This window comes from Klebsiella sp. SYXHC3 (genome assembly GCF_057196925.1).
In genome coordinates this window covers 144,305-163,263 of sequence record NZ_JBXUNG010000005.1, presented here as the reverse complement: position 1 = coordinate 163,263, position 18,959 = coordinate 144,305, and the positions used below count along the sequence as shown (strand labels likewise).

Here is an 18,959-nt window from a genome sequence, read left to right as displayed (position 1 = left end):
TGAACCAGTCAATTATAGGATAGGCAGGTGGTCAAACATCATCGCTAAAAAGTGAGAACCGGAATGAAAAAAACCTGTCGTATTGCCGCCATCCCCGGTGACGGAATTGGTAAAGAAGTTCTGCCTGAAGGTATTCGCGTGCTGCAAGCCGCCGCGCAGCGTTGGGATCTGTCGCTGAGCTTCGAACAGATGGAGTGGGCAAGCTGCGAATATTACGCCCATCACGGCAAGATGATGCCGGACGACTGGCGCGAGCAATTGCAGGGCTTCGATGCTATCTATTTCGGCGCCGTCGGCTGGCCGGATACCGTCCCCGACCATATCTCCCTGTGGGGATCGCTACTGAAGTTCCGCCGTGAGTTCGATCAGTACGTCAACCTGCGCCCGGTGCGCCTGTTCCCCGGCGTCCCCTGTCCGCTGGCAGGTAAAAAGGCCGGCGACATCGATTTTTACGTGGTGCGCGAAAATACCGAAGGTGAATATTCCGCCCTCGGCGGCCGCGCCAATGAAGGCACCGAGCATGAAGTGGTGATTCAGGAGTCGGTCTTCACCCGCCGCGGCGTTGACCGGATCCTGCGCTACGCCTTTGAGCTGGCGCAAAGCCGCCCGCGCAAAACGCTGACCTCCGCAACTAAATCTAACGGTCTGGCGATCAGCATGCCCTACTGGGATGAGCGCGTGGAAGAGATGGCCAAAAGCTATCCCGAAATTCGCTGGGACAAGCAGCATATCGATATTCTCTGCGCCCGCTTCGTGCTGCAGCCGGAACGTTTCGACGTGGTCGTCGGCTCCAATTTGTTTGGCGATATTCTGTCGGATCTCGGCCCGGCCTGTACCGGCACTATCGGTATTGCGCCGTCGGCTAACCTGAACCCAGAGCGGACCTTCCCGTCGCTGTTCGAACCGGTTCACGGGTCGGCGCCGGATATTTACGGTAAAAATATCGCCAACCCGATCGCTACCGTTTGGGCTGGGGCGATGATGCTCGATTTCCTCGGAAACGGCGACGAGCGCTACCATGCCGCGCACAACGGCATTCTGGCGGCGATAGAGCAGGTGATCGCCAGCGGGCCGAAAACCCCGGACATGAAAGGCAACGCCTCAACGCAGCAGGTCAGCGACGCTATCTGCAAGGCCATTTTGGCGTAATTACTCCGGCCGCCCCCGGTGGCGCTGCGCTTACCGGGGCAACAATGGCACGCTCATGTAGATATCGCATCGGTTTGCAACGGTTTTGGTCCGGGAAAAACATGTGCTTTGTGTTAATTCAGAGCACATTGCGCTCCCGATATTTCTTCTGCGTTATAGCTCTCATGGCGCAGGGAGCGCACAGAGGGCGGCCAGTCGCCGCCGCCCTCTGTACTCCCGGGCTCTGGCCGCCAAAATCGCCACTTCGTGGTACCTTCGACTTATCCCTGCAGGCTTCGGGTCGGGCCGAGGCAGCGTCCTTGCAAAACACGGCCCTCAGCCCGCATCCATGCGGGCTGCCCCGGCCTTCCGGGAACGTCTCAGCGATTTTGAGGCCACCAACACCAGCAGTTTCAGCCAGCGTGGTGAATAAATAAAAGGCAGGTCGCTCGGACCGTAGCCCGGGTAAGGCGCAGCCGCTACCCGGGAAAACTCGCGCCAACTCCCCTCTATCCTCTGAATGCAGAAAACCCCACGATTGACAAGTGAACCGCATCACAGCGGCGAACTTTATTGATTCCTGAAAGGAAAGAACCTGCGCCAATTCACCTTTTATTATTTCCGTTCCGTGTTTTATTGCTTCACGAATCGGCCAATTGTTTAATTCATGTAACGAAGAAATAATCTAATTGTTAATAGCATTTTGCTACGAACCCTGACCCTACAGCGTGATAACAACGACAGGCTAAAGCCACCGACGGGCAACCGTGCCCAGGAGATCACTCATGTTGAGCAACGTAAAGAAAAAAGATGTGCCGCTGATTGTCATCAGCCTGGCGGCCATTGTTTTCATCGCCGCTACATTAAGTCTCTTCCCCCAACAAACCGCCCAGGCGGCTAATTCGATTTTTAACGGCGTCACCCGCCTGCTGGGTTCCGCGGTACAGGTGCTGGTGCTGCTGGCGCTGGGACTGGTGTTATATCTGGCCACCAGCAAATACGGCAATATCCGGCTCGGCGAAGGCAAAGCCGAGTACAGTACTCTCTCATGGCTGTTTATGTTTATCTGCGCTGGACTCGGCTCCTCTACGCTGTACTGGGGTGTTGCCGAGTGGGCTTATTACTACCAGACCCCTGGCCTGAATATTGCGCCGCATTCAGCAAAAGCGCTGGAGTACAGCATCCCGTACTCTTTCTTCCACTGGGGCATTAGCGCGTGGGCGACCTACACCCTCGCCTCGCTGATCATGGCCTATCACTTCCACGTGCGGAAAAATAAAGGCCTCAGCCTTTCCGGGATTATTTCGGCGATCACCGGCGTTAATCCGCAGGGCTTTTGGGGCCGCCTGGTCGATCTGATGTTCCTGATTGCCACCGTCGGCGCGTTAACCATTTCGCTGGTAGTCACTGCCGCCACCTTCACCCGCGGCCTGTCAGCACTCACCGGACTGCCGGATAACTTCACCGTCCAGGCGTTTGTGATCCTGCTCTCCGGCGGTATTTTCTGCATGAGTTCGTGGATTGGCATCAACAACGGCCTGCAGCGTCTGAGCAAAATGGTCGGCTGGGGGGCGTTCCTGCTGCCGTTGGTGGTATTACTGATCGGCCCGACCGAATTCATCACCAATAACATCATCAACGCCATCGGTCTGACGAGCCAAAACTTTCTGCAGATGAGCCTGTTTACCGACCCGCTCGGCGACGGCGCCTTTACCCGCAACTGGACCGTCTTCTACTGGTTGTGGTGGATCTCCTATACCCCTGGGGTGGCGATGTTCGTCACCCGCGTCTCCCGCGGCCGTAAGATTAAAGAGGTGATCTGGGGGCTTATCCTCGGCAGCACCGTCGGCTGCTGGTTCTTCTTCGGGGTGATGGAAAGCTATGCCATGCATCAGTTCGTCAACGGCGTGATTAACGTGCCGCAGGTGATGCAGTCCCTCGGCGGCGAAACCGCCGTCCAACAGGTGCTGATGTCGCTGCCGGCGGGCAAGCTGTTCCTCGCCGCCTATCTGTTCGTGATGATTGTTTTCCTCGCTTCGCACATGGATGCGGTGGCCTACACCATGGCGGCGACCAGTACCCGTAACCTGCGCGAAGGCGAGGATCCGGATCGCGGCATGCGCCTGTTCTGGTGCGTGGTGATAACCCTTATCCCGCTATCGATTCTGTTTACCGGCGCTTCGCTGGAAACCATGAAAACCACCGTGGTGCTAACCGCCTTACCGTTCCTTGCCATTTTACTGATCAAGACCGGCGGCTTTGTACGCTGGCTAAAACAGGACTACGCCCACGTGCCTGTGCATCAGATAGAAACCCATACGCCCGAGCCGATCGTTAAAGCCGAGACGCTGCCGGTTGGCGCGGTACTCAAAGGCGACGGCCAGTCGCTGTAAAAAAACGCTTACTGACAATAATCACAAGGTGACCCTACATGAGCAATTTAAGCCCTGACTTTACCCTGCCGATTAACTTTTGTGCCAATCCACAGGACGCCTGGACCATTCCGGCCCGTTTTTACACCGACAGCCAGGCGTTTGAGCACGAGAAAGAGCGTATCTTCGCCAATAGCTGGATTTGCGTCGCCCACGGCAGCGAAGTCGCCAGGCCGAACGATTACATTACCCGAGAGATCATCGGCGAAAATATCGTTATCGTCCGCGGGCGCGACAACATTCTGCGCGCCTTCTATAACGTCTGCCCACACCGCGGCCACCAGTTGCTGAGCGGCGAGGGTAAAGCCAAAAACGTGATTACCTGCCCCTATCACGCCTGGGCCTTCAAGCTGGACGGCAATCTCGCCCACGCCCGCAACTGCGAAAACGTGGAGAATTTCGATAGCGATAAGGCAACGCTTGTGCCGGTTCGCCTTGAAGAGTATGCCGGCTTTGTGTTTATCAATATGAACCCGCAAGCGGAGAGCGTGGAAACGCAGCTACCGGGGCTGCAGGACAAAGTGCTGGAAGCCTGCCCGGATGTTCATGAGCTGAAACTGGCGGCCCGCTTTACCACTCTTACCCCGGCGAACTGGAAAAATATCGTCGATAACTATCTGGAATGTTACCACTGCGGCCCGGCGCACCCGGGCTTCTCGGATTCCGTGCAGGTTGACCGTTACTGGCACACCATGCACGGCAAATGGACGCTGCAGTATGGCTTCGCCAAACCGTCCGAGCAGTCATTTAAATTCGAAGAAGGCACCGACGCCGCGTTTCACGGCTTCTGGCTGTGGCCGTGCACCATGCTCAACGTCACGCCGATCAAGGGCATGATGACCGTCATTTATGAATTCCCGGTGGATGAAGAGACCACCCTGCAGAATTACGACATCTATTTCACCAACGAAGAGCTGACCGACGAGCAGAAAGCGCTGATTGAGTGGTATCGCGACGTGTTCCGCCCGGAAGATTTGCGCCTGGTGGAAAGCGTGCAGAAGGGGCTGAAGTCCCGCGGCTATCGTGGACAGGGGCGCATTATGGCGGATAACAGCGGCAGCGGGATCTCCGAGCACGGGATCGCCCATTTCCACAATCTGGTCGCCCAGGTGTTCCAGCCGTAATTGTTGAAGGAGTTAGCCATGTCCGTATTTCACTCAAATCTGTTTCGCCAGCAGGCGCTGATTGCCGGAAGCTGGCGCGACGCCGCCGACGGTACATCGCTTGCCGTCAGCAATCCCTCCACCGGCGCGATGCTCGGCCAAATCCCCAATATGGGACGAGCGGAAGCGCAGCAAGCGGTGGATGCCGCCGCAGCCGCGCTGCCGGCATGGCGCGCGCTTACCGCCGCCCAGCGCGCCGCGCTATTGAAGAACTGGCACCGCCTGATCCTCGAAAACAAGACCGCGCTGGCGCAGATAATGACCGCCGAGCAGGGCAAGCCGCTGGCGGAAGCGGAAGGCGAAATCGCCTATGCCGCCTCGTTTATTGAGTGGTTTGCCGAACAAGGGAAACGCGCCAACGGCGAAATAATCCCTTCCCCCGGCGCCGATAAACGCCTGATGGTGATCCGCCAGGGCGTGGGGGTCTGCGCGGCGATCACCCCGTGGAACTTCCCGGCGGCGATGATCACCCGTAAGGCCGGCCCGGCGCTGGCCGCGGGTTGTACGATGGTAATTAAGCCTGCCAATGAAACGCCGTTTACCGCGCTGGCGATGGCGGAACTGGCGAATCAGGCCGGGATCCCGCAGGGCGTCATTAACGTTGTCACCGGCCAGTCGCGTGAGATTGGCGCGGTGTTCACCGGCGATGAGCGGGTGCGTAAGCTCTCCTTTACCGGTTCGACCGAAGTCGGCCGCGTGCTGATGCGCCAGTGCGCGGAATCCATCAAAAAGCTCTCTTTAGAGCTCGGCGGTAACGCGCCGTTTATCGTCTTTGACGACGCCGATATCGATAAAGCGGTCGAGGGGGCGCTGATCGCCAAGTTCCGCAACGCCGGGCAAACCTGCGTCTGCGTCAACCGCTTCTATATTCATCGCGCCGTCTACGACCAATTCTGCGATAAGTTCGTTGCCCGCGTCGCCGCCCTGAAAGTGGGCGATGGCAGCGAGTCCGATGTCCAGATTGGCCCGCTTATCAACGCCGATGCCGGACGCAAAGTGCAGTCCCTGCTCGACGACGCCATGAGCCGCGGCGCCACGCTGTTAACCGGCGGTAAAGCGCATCCGCTGGGCGGTAATTTCTTCACCCCTACGGTGATCGGCGACGTACAGCCGGGGTCACTGCTGCTGCAGGAAGAGATCTTCGGCCCGGTGGCCGCGCTGGTGAAATTTGAGGATGAGCAGCAGGTCATCGAGCAGGCCAATAACACCATCTACGGTCTCGCCTCCTATTTTTACAGCAACGATGCCGCCCGTATCTGGCGCGTCTCCGAGCAACTGGAATACGGCATGGTCGGCATCAATACCGGGCTGATTTCCAACGAAGTCGCGCCATTTGGCGGAGTGAAACAGTCGGGTCTTGGCCGCGAAGGCTCGGAACACGGAATCGAAGATTACCTGGAGATGAAGTATCTCTGCCAGGGGTTGTAAATGTCCTCTCCCGGCGACGGCACTGGCCACGCCGGGATTTTTTGATGGAGTTCCGCGATGTCTGATTATCAAATGTTTGAGACGATCGTTCGCGATGTTGAACAGATCACCGCCCAGGTTAAGCGTTTTACGCTGGTGTCGCCGACCGGCGCCCCGCTGCCGGGATTCAGCGGCGGTAGCCATATTATCGTCCAGATGCAGGATGGCGAGCAGCGCTACAGCAATGCCTATTCGCTCATGAGCTCACCGCTGGATACCACCAGCTGGCAGATTGCGGTGCGTCTGGAGTCGCCTTCCAAAGGCGGCTCACGTTTTATGCATCAGCAGGTGCGACCGGGCGATACCCTGACGGTGTCCACCCCCAACAACCTGTTCGCCATCGAACCGCAGGCGCGAAAACATCTGCTGATCGCCGGCGGTATCGGCATTACGCCGTTTTTAGCGCATATTCCTGAACTGGAACAGCAGCAGGCTGACTGGCAGCTGCACTACTGTTTCCACGACGCCGACAATAATGCTTTCGTCGATGCGCTCAGCGCAGCGCCGTGGCGCGACCGGGTCGATATTCACATATCAGCGCTCGGCAGCCGTCTCGACCTGTCGCGCCTGTTCGCCGATATCGAACCCGGCACCCACATCTATACCTGCGGCCCGGCAGCGCTTAACGAGGCGGTGAAAGCCGCCGCCGAACGGTATCAGGTTCCCGCCAGCCAGCTGCACTTTGAGCAATTTATCGTTGAAGATAAAGGCGGAGAGGCATTTACCCTGGTGCTGGCGCGTTCCGGACGCGAATTTACCGTGCCGCAGGAGATGACCATTTTGCAGGTGATCGAGAATAACAAAGCGGCGAAGGTGGAATGTCTGTGCCGCGAAGGGGTGTGCGGCACCTGCGAAACGATGATTCTGGAGGGCGAAGCCGACCACCGCGATCAGTATTACAGCGATGAAGAGAAAGCCAGCCAGCAGAGTATGCTGATCTGCTGCTCACGCGCTAAAGGCGGCCGGTTAGTGCTGGATTTATAGCTCGCTCTCCGGCCAGCGGCGCTGGCCGGAGAGACAATCACAGTTCCAGCTCGCACCGCAATAAGATGGACTGACCCCGCGGAAATATTCCAACGACCTACCACTCCATGGCGACGAGATCAGTGGCGCGGATACTAAAGCCTTCGCTGGTAGTGTAATTAGCACAATGTGCTACATCAGCAGCGAATTAACGCATCTCCGCGCCAAATCAATTTTTATCCCGGCTGAACGTTCAGCTTTTCACCGCTATGCGCAAAATATCCGCGCCTGACCAATAACGTCCAGGCGAACCGCGGCGCCAGCTTGCCAGGCGGCCTGGCTGACGGTTTTCAGCACCAGCGGCATCGATTGCCCCGCCGCGCTCACGGTCAGCGTGGAGATATGGCCGGCGAAATCGACATCCACGATGCGAAAGGCGCTCTCCTGCGGCGCGCACGACGACACCCGCAGTTGTTCCGGGCGCAACATCACGCGTCCGCGGCCGCTGGCGTGAGGATCGTCGGTCGGCAACTCGCCGATGGCGCAACGGGCGCGCCCTTCCATGAGCTCGGCGTCGAGCACCAGCGCATCGCCAAGAAATAGCGCGGTGGCCTCGTCAACCGGACGCGAGTAGACCTCGAACGGCGTCCCTACCTGAGCGAAACGCCCCTGCCGCATCACCGCGACCTGGCTTGCAAACGACAGCGCCTCCGTCTGGTCGTGAGTGACCAGGATCGAGGCTACGCCAGCCTCGGCCAGCAGATCGGCGGTGGCTTTGCGCGTCGCCGCCCGCAGCCCGGTATCCAGCGCCGAGAAAGGTTCATCCAGCAACATCAGGGATGGCCGCTGGGCCAACGCGCGCGCCAGCGCAACCCGCTGCTGCTGGCCGCCGGAAATTTCATGCGGCCAGTGGTTCGCTAATGTCGCATCTAACGCCACCATCTCCATCAGTGCGGCCACCCGACGGTGTTTCTCTTCGCGACTGCAATCGAGTCCCCAGGCAATATTATCTGCGACGTTAAGATGGGGGAACAGCGCCCCTTCCTGCGGCACGAAACCGATCCCGCGCTGATGCGCCGGCACAAACACGCCTTCGGCAAACAAGGTATTGCCCTGCAGAACGATTCGCCCGTTGTCGGGGGTTTCAAAACCGGCAAGAATCCGCAGCAGCGTGGTTTTACCGGAACCCGACGGGCCGACAATGGCGGTACGGCTTCCCGGCGCTACTGCCAGATTAAGGTTATCAAGCACCAGCGCGTCGGCGAAAGATTTCGAGATAGAAGACAATTCCAGCATGTTACAACCCTGCAATTTTTTTCGACTGCACATAAAGAACCGCCGTCAGCGGCAGCGAAATCACGATCATCAGCATCGCATAGGGCGCCGCGGCGACGTAGTCGATCTCGCTGGTCAACGCCCAAAAACCGGTCGACAGCGTGCGGGTGCCTAACGGCGATAGCAGCAACGTCGCGGTAAGCTCGTTGCTCACGCCAAGAAACACCAGCGCGGCGCCAGCGGCCGCTCCCGCCGCGGCCAGCCGCATGGTGACGCTCCATAAGGCGCGGGCCGGGCTGCGCCCAAGGCTACGGGCGACATTTTCCAGCTCAACCGGCGCCTGGGCGATACCGGCGCGCAGGTTAATCAGCGCTCGCGGCATAAACATCAGCAGGTACGCGAGGAACAGGGTCACCTCGGTCTGGTACACCGGACGGGCATAGTGGATGGTGACCGTCACCAGCGCCAACGCGGTGACGATACCCGGCAGTGAGCTGGTGATGTAATTACAGCCTTCCAGCAGGCGAAACAGCCGGCGCGGATAACGCACGCCGAGCCAGGCGATAGGAATCGCGCAGGCGGTGGTCAGCAGCGCGCCGCCCGCTCCCAGCAGCAGGGTCTGGCGCAGCGAATGCCAAAGATCGGCATGCAGCCAGTTCTCCACCCCGCCAAGCCATAGCCAGCGGCACAACACCAGCAGCGGGACGCCCATCGCCAGCATCACCAGCGTCAACAGCAGCAGTTGCGCGCCCCATGCGGCCACATTACCCAACGGACGACGCTTCTGTTCGCGCGCCGCGCCGGCGCCGATGCGCGCGTAACGCGCTTTGCCGCGCGAGACGCTTTCCAGTAGCAGAATCGCCAGACAACACAGCGCCAGCACTCCCGCCAGCATATTCGCCGCTGGGCCGCTAAAGGTAGACTGGAACTGGTCATAAATGGCGGTGGTGAAGGTATCGAAGCGAATCATCACATACAGGCCATATTCCGCCAGCAGATGCAGCGCCACCAGCAGCGCACCGCCGCAGATAGCCAACCGCAGCTGCGGCAGCACCACGCGGAAGAAAACCTTCCACGGCGGCGTACCCAACGAGGCGGCAACATCTTCCAGCGTCGGATCGAGACGACGGAGTACCGCCGCCACCGGCATGTAGATAAAAGGATAGTAGGCCAGCACCGAGAGGAACACCCCGGCGGACAGGCCGTGCAGCGAGGGAACCGCGCTGACCCAGGCATAGCTCTGGACAAATGCCGGGATAGCCAGCGGCGCGACCGCCAGCGCCGACCATAGCTGACGCCCGGCAAGCGCGGTGCGTTCAGTGAGCCAGGCCACCGCCACGCCCAGTACGATAGAGATAGGCACCGCCAGCAGCGTCAGCCACAGCGTATTGCTGAGCAGTTCAGCTACCCGCGGGCGAAACACCAGTGCTTTAATGGTCGGCCAGCCGGTCTCAATCCCCACCGCGGCCACAAAACCTAACGGCAGTAACGCCATTACTGAAAACAGTACAGCTAAGGCAACCATCGGAAATGCAGGACGCCTGCGCTCGGGTAGGCGTCCTGTTTTCTTTCCGAGTACCAGACTCAGGACAGACATAGATAAATCACTTCAGCATAAAATTACAGCAGGCCAGCCTGGGTCATCAGGTCGATCACTTTTTTGCTATTCAGCGTTGACGGCTCTACCTTCGGCGCGTCCAGCTCTTTCAGCGGCGTCAGTTTCGGGTTAGAGGCGGCATTCACGCCCACCGCATATTCGAAAGCATTATTGGTACGCAGCTCATCCTGACCCTGCTTGCCGGTGATCCATTTGATAAAGGCCTGCGCCTGCTCTTTATGTTTGCTGGACGCCAGTACGCCGCCGCCGGAGATACTCACGAAAGCGCCCGGATCCTGGTTTTTAAAGTAATACAGCCTGGTGTTTTTGCTGTTCTCGCCGGTTTTCGCCTGGTCGACAAAGCGGTAATAGTGGTAGATCACCCCACCGTCGATTTGTCCGGCGTTGACCGCTTTCATCACCGTGCTGTTGCCTTTGTAGGCCACGAAGTTCGTTTTCATCGCCTTCAGCCAGTCGAGAGTCGCTTTTTCGCCCTTCAATGCCAGCATGGCGCTGACGATGGCCTGGAAGTCTGCGCCCGATGGTGAGGCGGCCCAGCGCCCTTTCCACTCAGGTTTCGCCAGGTCCATCAGCGAATGCGGCAGCTGAGATTCGCTGATTTTCGCCGGGTTATAGACGAAAACGGTGCTGCGGGCAGCAATGCCAATCCAGCGGCCGTGCTCAGGACGATACTGCGGCGCGACCTGATTCAGCGTCGCGGCATCCAGCGGCGCAAACAGTTTGGCATTATCAACCAACACCATTGAAGGTGAGTTTTCGGTCAGGAAGACATCCGCCGGCGAGGCTGCCCCCTCCTGCACCAGTTGATTACCCAATTCGCTATCGTCGCCGTTGCGCAGCGTGACTTTAATACCGGTTTCTTTGGTAAAGCCGTCAACCCAGGATTTCACCAGGTTTTCATGCTGGGCGTTATACACCACGATGCCGTCGCCATTGTCAGCAGCCATAACCTGCGGAGCGGTAAACAGAGCCGAAGCAGCGAGCATCGCCGCGCAATATGCCGATAAGCGGAAATTCATAAGCTAATCCTTAGTATGGGTAGTCGAAAAGCCGTGGAGAAACCGGGTTGGCACGGATTAAATCACAGAGGAATGTGAATGATAATGAAAACAATTACCATCATTTTAAAAAAGTGAAAAACACCGCCAATTAGAATTTCCTGATGACAAAATGCTTATTTCAACGCGCGACCGAAACAAACATTAAGACAACATTAAGCCAGCAGATTTAAATATTATCGCTGTTTAAAATCTTGATCGTCTTCACAGATTCTCTCCGCGACACAGCAACGGCCAGCTGTTTGCCGGGTGAAATCATCACCCTTGCCAATAATTTTAAATGAGAATGATCTTGATAATCATTCTCAATATCACATATCATCCTGTTACAGCAGCAAGATACGAAGAAAAGACGACTAAAAAGCCGAAAATGGATATTTTATGTTTAAGGAACCCCTTTTAAAGACTCTGGTTATAGGCTGCGCGTGGTTACTGAGCGCCTGTCACAGCCCGGTTCACCCCCTCTCTCCTGCCGGGGAGCACGCGCTGGTAGAGAAGGCGAATATTCGTGATACCGCCAGCGGGCGCACCCTGACGCCGCAACAATTGCTGAACCAACTCGCCCAGGCGCCGCTGGTTATTGTTGGCGAAGAACATACTAACGCTCAGCATCACCAGATTGAGCGCTGGCTGCTGCAGAACCTCCACACCCTTCGCCCGCAGGGTAGCGTGCTGATGGAGATGATCGACCTAAGCCAGCAGGAGGCGGTCAATCGGGTCAAGCGGGCCAGCCTCAGCGGGACGACCGTGAGCGCCACTCGCGCGGCGGAAACCCTGCGCTGGAACCCCGGCTGGCCGTGGGCGCTTTATCGCGACGTCGTGATGACCGCGCTGCAAGCGCCTTATCCGCTGCTGGCAGCCAACCTTAGCCGCCAGCAGGTGAGCGACATCTATCAGCATCCCACGTTTCCCCGCGGAACGCTCTCCAACAGCCCGCAGGTACATGAATCGCAATCGGCCATTATCTATCTGATGCATAACGGGCAAATCGATGGCGAGCAGGTTACCTCTATGCTCGCTATCCAACAGCAGCGCGATCGCCTGATGGCGATGCAAATGCAAGCCGCGCCGCGCCCGGCGCTGTTAATTGCCGGCGGCTATCATGCGGCTAAAGATATTGGCGTACCGCTGCATCTGGCCGATCTCAAGGCGGAAAAACCGCTGGTCTTACTGCTGACCACCGACGGCACCACGCTGACGGCGAAGCAGGCTGATTACATCTGGTCGGTGGCGGCGGAAAAATGAATATCCCTCTCTCCACGCCATTGATAGCGTCGCGCCCTCGCTGGTTCACGGGAACAACGGCCAGCGTGCTGGGTCATCTGGCGCTGGCCGTGCCTTTTATCGTTCATTTCGCCTCGCCGCCGGATGCCGCCCCCCCCGCCGCGGTGATGGTGGAGTACGCGCCGGAACTGGAAGTGTCATTGATTCATCCCGAGCTGCCGCCGGGCGTCACCCAGCAGCGCAAAGTCGAGGCGATGACCGAACAGGAAACAGCAGCGGCGAAAGAGGCGCCGAAGCTGCATATTCACGACAATGCGCAAATAAAGCTCTCCGCCAGCAAACCCCAACCGCAGCGGAAAAAGAAAATCGAGGTTAAAAAACAGTCCCGCCGTCAGCAGCAAGAGGAAAAGGGTAATTCAACCATCACCAGCTACGCCGCGCCCCCGGCACCGGCCGTCCTCACTCAGCGCACCACCGCGCCGCTCGATAGCGATGCCGCGCGCCTGAGCAAGAATAAGATCAGTTGGGAATCGCTGGTGAAAGGCAAAATCAACAAAATGCGCCACTACCCGGAAGATGCGCGCCGCCGTAAACGTACCGGTACCGTCATTATTACCTTCAGCGTCAACGAACGCGGCGAGGTGTTGCAATCGCAGCTGGCGAACTCGTCAGGGACCCATTCGCTGGATCGCGCCGCGCTGATGGCGCTGGAAAATGCGCGTCCGCTTCCGCCGCCGCCAAAAGAGCTGCTGCGTAACGGTATTAATAAGGTCACCCTGCCGGTGGAGTTCGGCTTATTAAAAATATAAACCCAGGGTTCCCTGTTATTTATTCAGGCATCCTGGATGTTATTTATCACGGTCACTGACCGCTAATAATTTTTTATTTTGGGCAATGTGTCATCGCACTTAGCAATAAGCGCGATGCACGCTGCTGCCCTTTTTGTGCGTTAACTATTTATTACCTCAGGATTGGATTATGGAAAAATCACAAATAATCACGGGGCTCGTCACCGGGCTACTTATCGTCAACGGCCAGGCTTTTGCCGCCGAAAGCGAAGGGGAATCGGTATTCTCTCCCATCACCGTTACCGATAACCCGCTGGCGGAAAATACCGGCCAGGTCGGCTCCTCAGAGGAGAGCTATACCCGTCCCGGCGCCTACAGTTCGCGAACGCTCAATAAGAATCTGCAAAGCCTCGATGCCTCGCTGCGCAGCATGGCGGGCACCTATACGCAAATCGACCCGCTGCAGGGCACCATCAGCGTCAATATTCGCGGCATGAACGGGCTGGGCCGGGTAAACACCATGGTCGATGGCGTCACCCAGACCTTCTTCGGCATGGCGCCAGCTAACTACCACGGCGGGGCGAATACCGCCGCCGGAGTACCGCTTGACCCCAACTTCCTGGCCGAAGTGGATATCACCCGCGGCAACAGCGCCGGTTCGCAAGGCGTCAACGCGCTGGCGGGCAGCGCCAATCTGCGCACGATCGGCATCGATGATGTGTTAAAACCGGGGCATCAGGTCGGCCTACTGTCGCGTTTTTCCGTGGGCGATAACGGACTCGGCCGCACCGGTATGGTAACGGTAGCCGGCAAAACCGACACCTTCGATAACGGCGGCGGCCTTGGCGCGCTACTCGGCATCAGCGGCACCCGCACCTATGCGACCTATAAAAACGGCGGCGGACGCAGCAGCGAAGAGTTTATCGGCGAGGATAATAAATATTTGCGTCAGGAGCCGCGCTCGCAGCTATATAAAATCAATTTCAACGTCGATCAATTTAACCGCTTCGAGTTTTCCGGGCGTAATTACCGCAATAGTTTTACCCGTCGCGATATTAGCAGCGACGACTACTATCTGCGCTATAACTACGCGCCGCTCAATGAACTGGTCGAGTTCAATGTATTAGCCAGCACCAGCCGCGGCAATCAGGCATATAAACCGGAGTCGCTGTATAATTTTAACGACTCCTCGACCACCAATAAGTCCAACGCGCTGGACATGAACAACACCAGCCGTTTTCGTATTACCGACGATCTGTATGCCGCTTTCCAGCTCGGCGGCAAATTAATGGACACCCGCTATTCCCGCCGCTTCGTGCAGGATACCGAGACCGACCACAACGCCTTCGCCCCGGCGGGCAAGCAGAAGATCGCCTCGCTCTATAGCGGGCTGACATTAAACAAGGATATTTATCAGCTCGATCTTAATCTCAACTATACCCGCAGCCGGGTACAGGGCTATAAACCGGCCTGTGCAGATAACGAAAAGTGCTTCCCGCAAGGGGCCACCCAACTCAACGTCAAAGATAACGGTTTTAATCCCTCGGCGACCTTCTCCGCTCAGGTGACGCCATGGCTGCAGCCGTTTGTCAGTTGGAGCCGTTCCTCGCGTGCGCCGAACGTTCAGGAAGTGTTCTTCGCCAACGAGGGCGGCGCATCGATGAACCCGTTCCTGAAACCGGAAAAAGCCGAAACCTGGGAGGCCGGTTTTAACGTTATCAAACAAGGATTATTGAGCGAGCAGGATAGCCTGCATCTGAAAGCTCTGACCTACCGCTCGCGGATTAAAGATTACATCACCAGCGAATCCTTCCTGCTGTGCAGCAACGGGGGGCTGTGTAAAGATGTCGCCAATGCTTCGCCGGATTTCAACGCCAATATCTCGGTTAACGTCACCTCGCCGGTGACCACCGAGGGCTATGAGATTGAAGCCGGATACGACATCGGTTTTGCCTACGCCAATGTGTCGTGGAGCAAGCAGCGCACCGATCAGCCCACCTCTATTGCCAGCACGGTCTATAGCTTCGCCTATAGCGACCTGAGCGATCTCCCCAGCAGCTACGCCACGGTGGATGTCGGCGGGCGCCTGTTCGATCGCAAACTCACCGTCGGCAGCCTGGTGAAATTCACCGGTAAATCAAAACGCCTGAGTACCGAAGGCATTAGCCTCGACACCAATACGGTGCCTAAAGAGAGCATGCCGAATATCCCGACCATTATCGACCTCTATAGCAGCTGGCAGATGACCGAGAACGTGCTGCTGCGCTTTAGCGTGCAGAACGTAACGAATCGTGACTACTCCGAAGCGCTAAACCGTATGAACCAGAGTCTCGATAACGCCAAAGAAGGCGCGTCTGTTAACACCACCGCCCGCGGCCGCACCTATATTTTCGGCGGCGAAATCCAGTTCTGAGCCCTATTTGTCAACAAGGATAACCATCATGCCTAATCGCAACTTGATAAAACCGCTGGCTGCGCTACTGCTCGCCGCCCTGCTCCCCCACCCGGCTTTCGCCATCGATCCGCCGCCGCGGGAGGCATCGCGCTTTGCGATGAAAACCAATTACCTGCAGGAAGCCAACGAAGGGGTTTATGAGCTGGCGTTCGACAACGGCGACAACCTGCTATTCGCCGCGGCCACCGACCGGGTTAACCGCGCGGCCAATAAAGGTTATCTTTACGCCTTTAATCCGGCCACCCTGCATGTTATCCAGCGCTATGATATGCCCTGGCGCGCCTTCTCGCTGGCGATGAATCAGCCGGCGCACGTGCTTTATGTCGGCCATACCCAGTCGGCTTCGCTGCGTATCAGCCAGTTCGACGCCGCCAGCGGTAAAATCACCCGCACCAGTCCACGCCTGAGCTTCCCAACCGACGGCGCCGCCGATGCGCGCTTCGAACATCTGCGGCATATGGTATACAGCCGCGCCGCTAATCTGTTATTTGTCAGCTACAGCCATATGCTGAAAACCCAGGACGGGATGCGTCCGCTGCATAAATTGTTGATGCTCGACGGCACGACGTTGCAGCTGAAAGGTGAAGTCAAAGGTGCCTATCGCGGCACCGCCTACGGCCTGACGTTGGATGAAAAGACGCAGAAGATCTACGTTGGCGGCCGCGACTATATCAACGAGATCGATGCCAGAACCCAGCAGATTGTCCGCACCATCCCGCTTAACGCGCCGCAGTTGGCCAGCGCGCAAAATCTGATCGTTGATTCCGACTCAGGGCGTATTTTCGTGGTCGCCTTCGATCACGACGATCGCAGCGGCCCTCACGACGGCCTGTATATATTCGCTCTTAAAGACGGCAAATCGCTGGGCTACGTGCGTACCGGAGTGGGCGCCAACGCGGTGCGCTTCAATCCAAAATATAACGAGCTGTACGTCAGCAATTTCACCAGCGGCACCATCAGCGTTGTGGATGGCAAAACCTGGCGGGTGACTCATGAATTCCGCGCCCCGGTTTATCCGAATCAAATGGCGCTGTCGCCGGACATGGATACCCTGTACGTCGGCATTAAAGAAGGGTTCAATCGCGAGTGGGATCCTCAGGTATTTGTCGAAGGGGCGAAGGAGCGCATTCTGCGCATTGATTTGCGTAAATCGTAATCCGCTAACCACCTGTCCGGCAGGTGGTTATTAGCCTTCGTTGGCCAGCTTCGCGCGCAGGCGCTTAATCGCCTGGCTGTGCAGCTGGCTAACGCGGGATTCCCCCACCTCCAGCACCGCGCCGATCTCTTTAAGGTTTAGCTCTTCCTGGTAGTAGAGGGTAAGGACCATTTTTTCGCGTTCCGGCAAGGCTTCAATGGCCTCGATGACCCGCTGGCGCAGGCTGCCTTCCAGCAGATGATGCAACGGATTGGCCTCTTCGTGCCCTTCCAGCAGTCGTTCGGCATTCTCGCCCTGCTCTTCCCGCCATTCATCGTAGGAGAACAGCTGGCTGTTATTGGTATCCAGCAGGATTTGTCGGTACTCGGCAAGGGTGATACCCAGCGTCTGCGCAAGTTCGCTTTCTGTGGCCGGGCGGCCCAGATGCTGCTCCAGCTTCTGCATCGCCTGGGCGACTTCGCGGGCGTTACGCCGCACGCTGCGCGGCACCCAGTCGCGGCTACGCAGTTCATCGAGCATTGCGCCGCGGATACGTTGTACCGCATAGGTGGTAAAGGCCGTTCCCTGTAGCGAGTCGTAACGCTCAATGGCGTTCAACAACCCGATTCCCCCGGCCTGCAATAAATCGTCAAGCTCGACGCTGGCGGGCAGCCTGACCTGCAGGCGCAATGCTTCGTGCCGCACTAACGGAACGTAGCGCAGCCAGAGGGAATTTTTATCCATCACGCCTTCGGCGGTATACAAATCGCTCACTATTTCTGAAACCTGCGGATAAGAGAGTCAGCGCTATTATGCGCAGGGGCAAAAATGCCAATCGCCGGAAAAACCGCATAAAAGCGTCTCTATTTACGACATGCTTTCTCATTCAGCCGTTTTGCCAGGCGGCTACGGGCAAAAAGCAAAAACCCCGCCGAAGCGGGGTTGCGATGCGACAGTAATCAGACGTGCGATTAACGCAGCAGAGACAGGACGTTCTGAGTCGACTGGTTAGCCTGCGCCAGCACGGAGGTACCCGCCTGCTGCAGGATGTTCGCGCGGCTCATGTTGGACACTTCGGTCGCGTAGTCAGCATCCTGAATACGGGACTGGGAAGCGGACAGGTTGTTCACGGTGCTGTTCAGGTTGTTGATAACAGAATCGAAACGGTTCTGTACCGCACCCAGGGAGGAGCGCAGTTGGTCAACCTGGGACAGGGCTTTGTCTAATGCTTCAAGCGGATCTTCAGTAGCAGGAGTTGAGCTGAGCTCGTTGCCGCGAACCACTTTACCATCGGCATCAAAAGTAGCCGCGTAATAACGGTCAGTCGCGCCACTAGTATCTTTAATCACATATTTAGGAGCACCTTTCTCTGTACCCGTGTACGCGAAAGTATTAGCTAAATCTTTATCTGCATTATCGGTTGCCTTAACAGAAATCTTACCTTCGGTTACTGCTTTAGTCGTACCAGATGGTGCTGCCGGTGCCGCTGCAAAAGTTGCTGTTCCATCTTTGTCAATGCTTTCTACTTTGTAATACTCTGTAGCGCCAGTACGAGCATAAATATCACCCTTATCATCTTTAACATAACCAGTAACGTCTTTAGAATTTGCTTTTTGCCCGGCAGCGATTGTTACTGTTTTATCCAGTTGAATGGAATCATTTGCAGCAACAGCAGTTTTACCGACATCCCCCTTATTGACGCCGAATGCCACAGAGAAGGTATCTAAATTTAGAGTGCTTTTATTGATATCTTTCAGGTCGATGTCAATCGTTTCATTATCATTAGCGCCAACCTGAATAGTCAGCTTCTGATTGCTACTCAGTACTTTCACACCGTTGAAATCGGTTTGCTGAGAAATTCGGTCAATTTCAGACAGACGCTGGGTGATTTCATCCTGGATGGACTGCAGGTCGCTGGAAGAGTTAGAACCGTTCTGCGCCTGTACGGTCAGACGACGGATGTTCTGCAGGTTATCGTTGACTTCATTCAGCGCGCCTTCGGTGGTCTGCGCCAGGGAGATACCGTCGTTAGCGTTACGGGAAGCCTGAGTCAGGCCTTTGATGTTGGCGGTGAAACGGTTGGAGATCGCCTGACCCGCGGCATCGTCCTTAGCGCTGTTGATGCGCAGACCGGAAGACAGACGCTCAATCGCCGTGCCCAGGGAAGACTGGGATTTGTTCAGGTTGTTTTGCGCCATCAGCGACAGGCTGTTGGTATTAATTACTTGTGCCATTATATGCATTCCTTACGAG

At 57.1% G+C, this 18,959-nt stretch carries 14 protein-coding genes; 9 read left to right on the top strand and 5 right to left on the bottom strand.

The genetic code is table 11. The features are described from left to right. Positions 1-63: 63 nt before the first annotated feature. From AC2CGP_RS14970 to AC2CGP_RS14950, 5 genes are all read left to right on the top strand, one after another. Entirely contained in the window at positions 64-1,149 is a 1,086-nt protein-coding gene (locus AC2CGP_RS14970; RefSeq protein ID WP_015367268.1) for a tartrate dehydrogenase, read from the top strand. Positions 1,150-1,913: 764 nt separating this feature from the next. Then, positions 1,914-3,521, top strand: coding sequence for a BCCT family transporter (locus tag AC2CGP_RS14965; protein WP_032705652.1), 1,608 nt, complete (start codon positions 1,914-1,916; stop codon positions 3,519-3,521). Between the two features lie 38 nt (positions 3,522-3,559). Then, positions 3,560-4,684 carry a carnitine monooxygenase, oxygenase subunit YeaW gene (gene yeaW / locus AC2CGP_RS14960; protein ID WP_020079182.1) on the top strand — a complete coding sequence of 375 codons (1,125 nt, stop codon included), beginning with the start codon at positions 3,560-3,562 and terminating at the stop codon, positions 4,682-4,684. Between the two features lie 18 nt (positions 4,685-4,702). Beyond that, entirely contained in the window at positions 4,703-6,151 is a 1,449-nt protein-coding gene (locus AC2CGP_RS14955) for an NAD-dependent succinate-semialdehyde dehydrogenase (protein WP_213759508.1), read from the top strand. 57 nt (positions 6,152-6,208) lie between these two features. Further along, positions 6,209-7,174 carry a PDR/VanB family oxidoreductase gene (locus AC2CGP_RS14950; protein ID WP_032707732.1) on the top strand — a complete coding sequence of 322 codons (966 nt, stop codon included), beginning with the start codon at positions 6,209-6,211 and terminating at the stop codon, positions 7,172-7,174. A gap of 246 nt (positions 7,175-7,420) precedes the next feature. On the opposite strand, the gene AC2CGP_RS14945 is transcribed toward AC2CGP_RS14950, so the two are convergent. From AC2CGP_RS14945 to AC2CGP_RS14935, 3 genes are read right to left on the bottom strand one after another with little or no spacing between them, the layout of a single operon-like run. Continuing rightward, positions 7,421-8,449, bottom strand: coding sequence for an ABC transporter ATP-binding protein (locus AC2CGP_RS14945; RefSeq protein WP_048230764.1), 1,029 nt, complete (start codon positions 8,447-8,449; stop codon positions 7,421-7,423). Between the two features lies 1 nt (position 8,450). Further along, a complete protein-coding gene (locus AC2CGP_RS14940) occupies positions 8,451-10,025 on the bottom strand; it encodes an ABC transporter permease (RefSeq protein ID WP_213759509.1) in 1,575 nt (524 codons plus the stop codon). Between the two features lie 23 nt (positions 10,026-10,048). Continuing rightward, positions 10,049-11,065: an iron ABC transporter substrate-binding protein gene (locus AC2CGP_RS14935; protein WP_045375453.1), complete on the bottom strand. Its 1,017-nt coding sequence runs from the start codon at positions 11,063-11,065 to the stop codon at positions 10,049-10,051. A gap of 420 nt (positions 11,066-11,485) precedes the next feature. On the opposite strand from AC2CGP_RS14935, the gene AC2CGP_RS14930 reads away from it, so the two are divergent. The 4 genes from AC2CGP_RS14930 to AC2CGP_RS14915 all read left to right on the top strand — a co-directional run bounded on the left by AC2CGP_RS14930 (position 11,486) and on the right by AC2CGP_RS14915 (position 16,727). Then, a complete protein-coding gene (locus AC2CGP_RS14930; protein ID WP_213759510.1) occupies positions 11,486-12,349 on the top strand; it encodes a ChaN family lipoprotein in 864 nt (287 codons plus the stop codon). Next, positions 12,346-13,137, top strand: a complete 792-nt coding sequence (locus AC2CGP_RS14925; protein ID WP_227509979.1) for an energy transducer TonB — start codon at positions 12,346-12,348, stop codon at positions 13,135-13,137. The genes AC2CGP_RS14930 and AC2CGP_RS14925 overlap by 4 nt, the downstream gene beginning before the upstream one ends. A gap of 169 nt (positions 13,138-13,306) precedes the next feature. After that, positions 13,307-15,529 (top strand): TonB-dependent receptor domain-containing protein, encoded by a 2,223-nt coding sequence (locus AC2CGP_RS14920; protein ID WP_047041766.1) that lies wholly within the window; start codon positions 13,307-13,309, stop codon positions 15,527-15,529. Between the two features lie 28 nt (positions 15,530-15,557). Beyond that, positions 15,558-16,727: a YncE family protein gene (locus AC2CGP_RS14915; protein ID WP_407248933.1), complete on the top strand. Its 1,170-nt coding sequence runs from the start codon at positions 15,558-15,560 to the stop codon at positions 16,725-16,727. 30 nt (positions 16,728-16,757) lie between these two features. Here the strand turns inward: AC2CGP_RS14915 and AC2CGP_RS14910 are convergent, their stop codons facing one another. After that, complete coding sequence (locus tag AC2CGP_RS14910; RefSeq protein WP_015704963.1) at positions 16,758-17,480, bottom strand: RNA polymerase sigma factor FliA; 723 nt, start codon at positions 17,478-17,480, stop codon at positions 16,758-16,760. 197 nt (positions 17,481-17,677) lie between these two features. Next, the gene (locus AC2CGP_RS14905; protein WP_049052970.1) at positions 17,678-18,940 is read right to left on the bottom strand and encodes a flagellin FliC; all 1,263 of its coding nucleotides are present in this window, start codon (positions 18,938-18,940) and stop codon (positions 17,678-17,680) included. Positions 18,941-18,959 lie beyond the last annotated feature (19 nt).

What these genes read in the sequence shown, in the direction of transcription:
- AC2CGP_RS14905 (WP_049052970.1), bottom strand. Translation starts at nt 18,940, where the DNA reads ATGGCACAAGTAATTAATACCAACAGCCTGTCGCTGATGGCGCAAAAC.
- AC2CGP_RS14955 (WP_213759508.1), top strand. Translation starts at nt 4,703, where the DNA reads ATGTCCGTATTTCACTCAAATCTGTTTCGCCAGCAGGCGCTGATTGCC.
- AC2CGP_RS14930 (WP_213759510.1), top strand. Translation starts at nt 11,486, where the DNA reads ATGTTTAAGGAACCCCTTTTAAAGACTCTGGTTATAGGCTGCGCGTGG.
- yeaW (WP_020079182.1), top strand. Translation starts at nt 3,560, where the DNA reads ATGAGCAATTTAAGCCCTGACTTTACCCTGCCGATTAACTTTTGTGCC.
- AC2CGP_RS14945 (WP_048230764.1), bottom strand. Translation starts at nt 8,449, where the DNA reads ATGCTGGAATTGTCTTCTATCTCGAAATCTTTCGCCGACGCGCTGGTG.
- AC2CGP_RS14935 (WP_045375453.1), bottom strand. Translation starts at nt 11,065, where the DNA reads ATGAATTTCCGCTTATCGGCATATTGCGCGGCGATGCTCGCTGCTTCG.
- AC2CGP_RS14920 (WP_047041766.1), top strand. Translation starts at nt 13,307, where the DNA reads ATGGAAAAATCACAAATAATCACGGGGCTCGTCACCGGGCTACTTATC.
- AC2CGP_RS14970 (WP_015367268.1), top strand. Translation starts at nt 64, where the DNA reads ATGAAAAAAACCTGTCGTATTGCCGCCATCCCCGGTGACGGAATTGGT.
- AC2CGP_RS14965 (WP_032705652.1), top strand. Translation starts at nt 1,914, where the DNA reads ATGTTGAGCAACGTAAAGAAAAAAGATGTGCCGCTGATTGTCATCAGC.
- AC2CGP_RS14950 (WP_032707732.1), top strand. Translation starts at nt 6,209, where the DNA reads ATGTCTGATTATCAAATGTTTGAGACGATCGTTCGCGATGTTGAACAG.
- AC2CGP_RS14915 (WP_407248933.1), top strand. Translation starts at nt 15,558, where the DNA reads ATGCCTAATCGCAACTTGATAAAACCGCTGGCTGCGCTACTGCTCGCC.
- AC2CGP_RS14940 (WP_213759509.1), bottom strand. Translation starts at nt 10,025, where the DNA reads ATGTCTGTCCTGAGTCTGGTACTCGGAAAGAAAACAGGACGCCTACCC.
- AC2CGP_RS14925 (WP_227509979.1), top strand. Translation starts at nt 12,346, where the DNA reads ATGAATATCCCTCTCTCCACGCCATTGATAGCGTCGCGCCCTCGCTGG.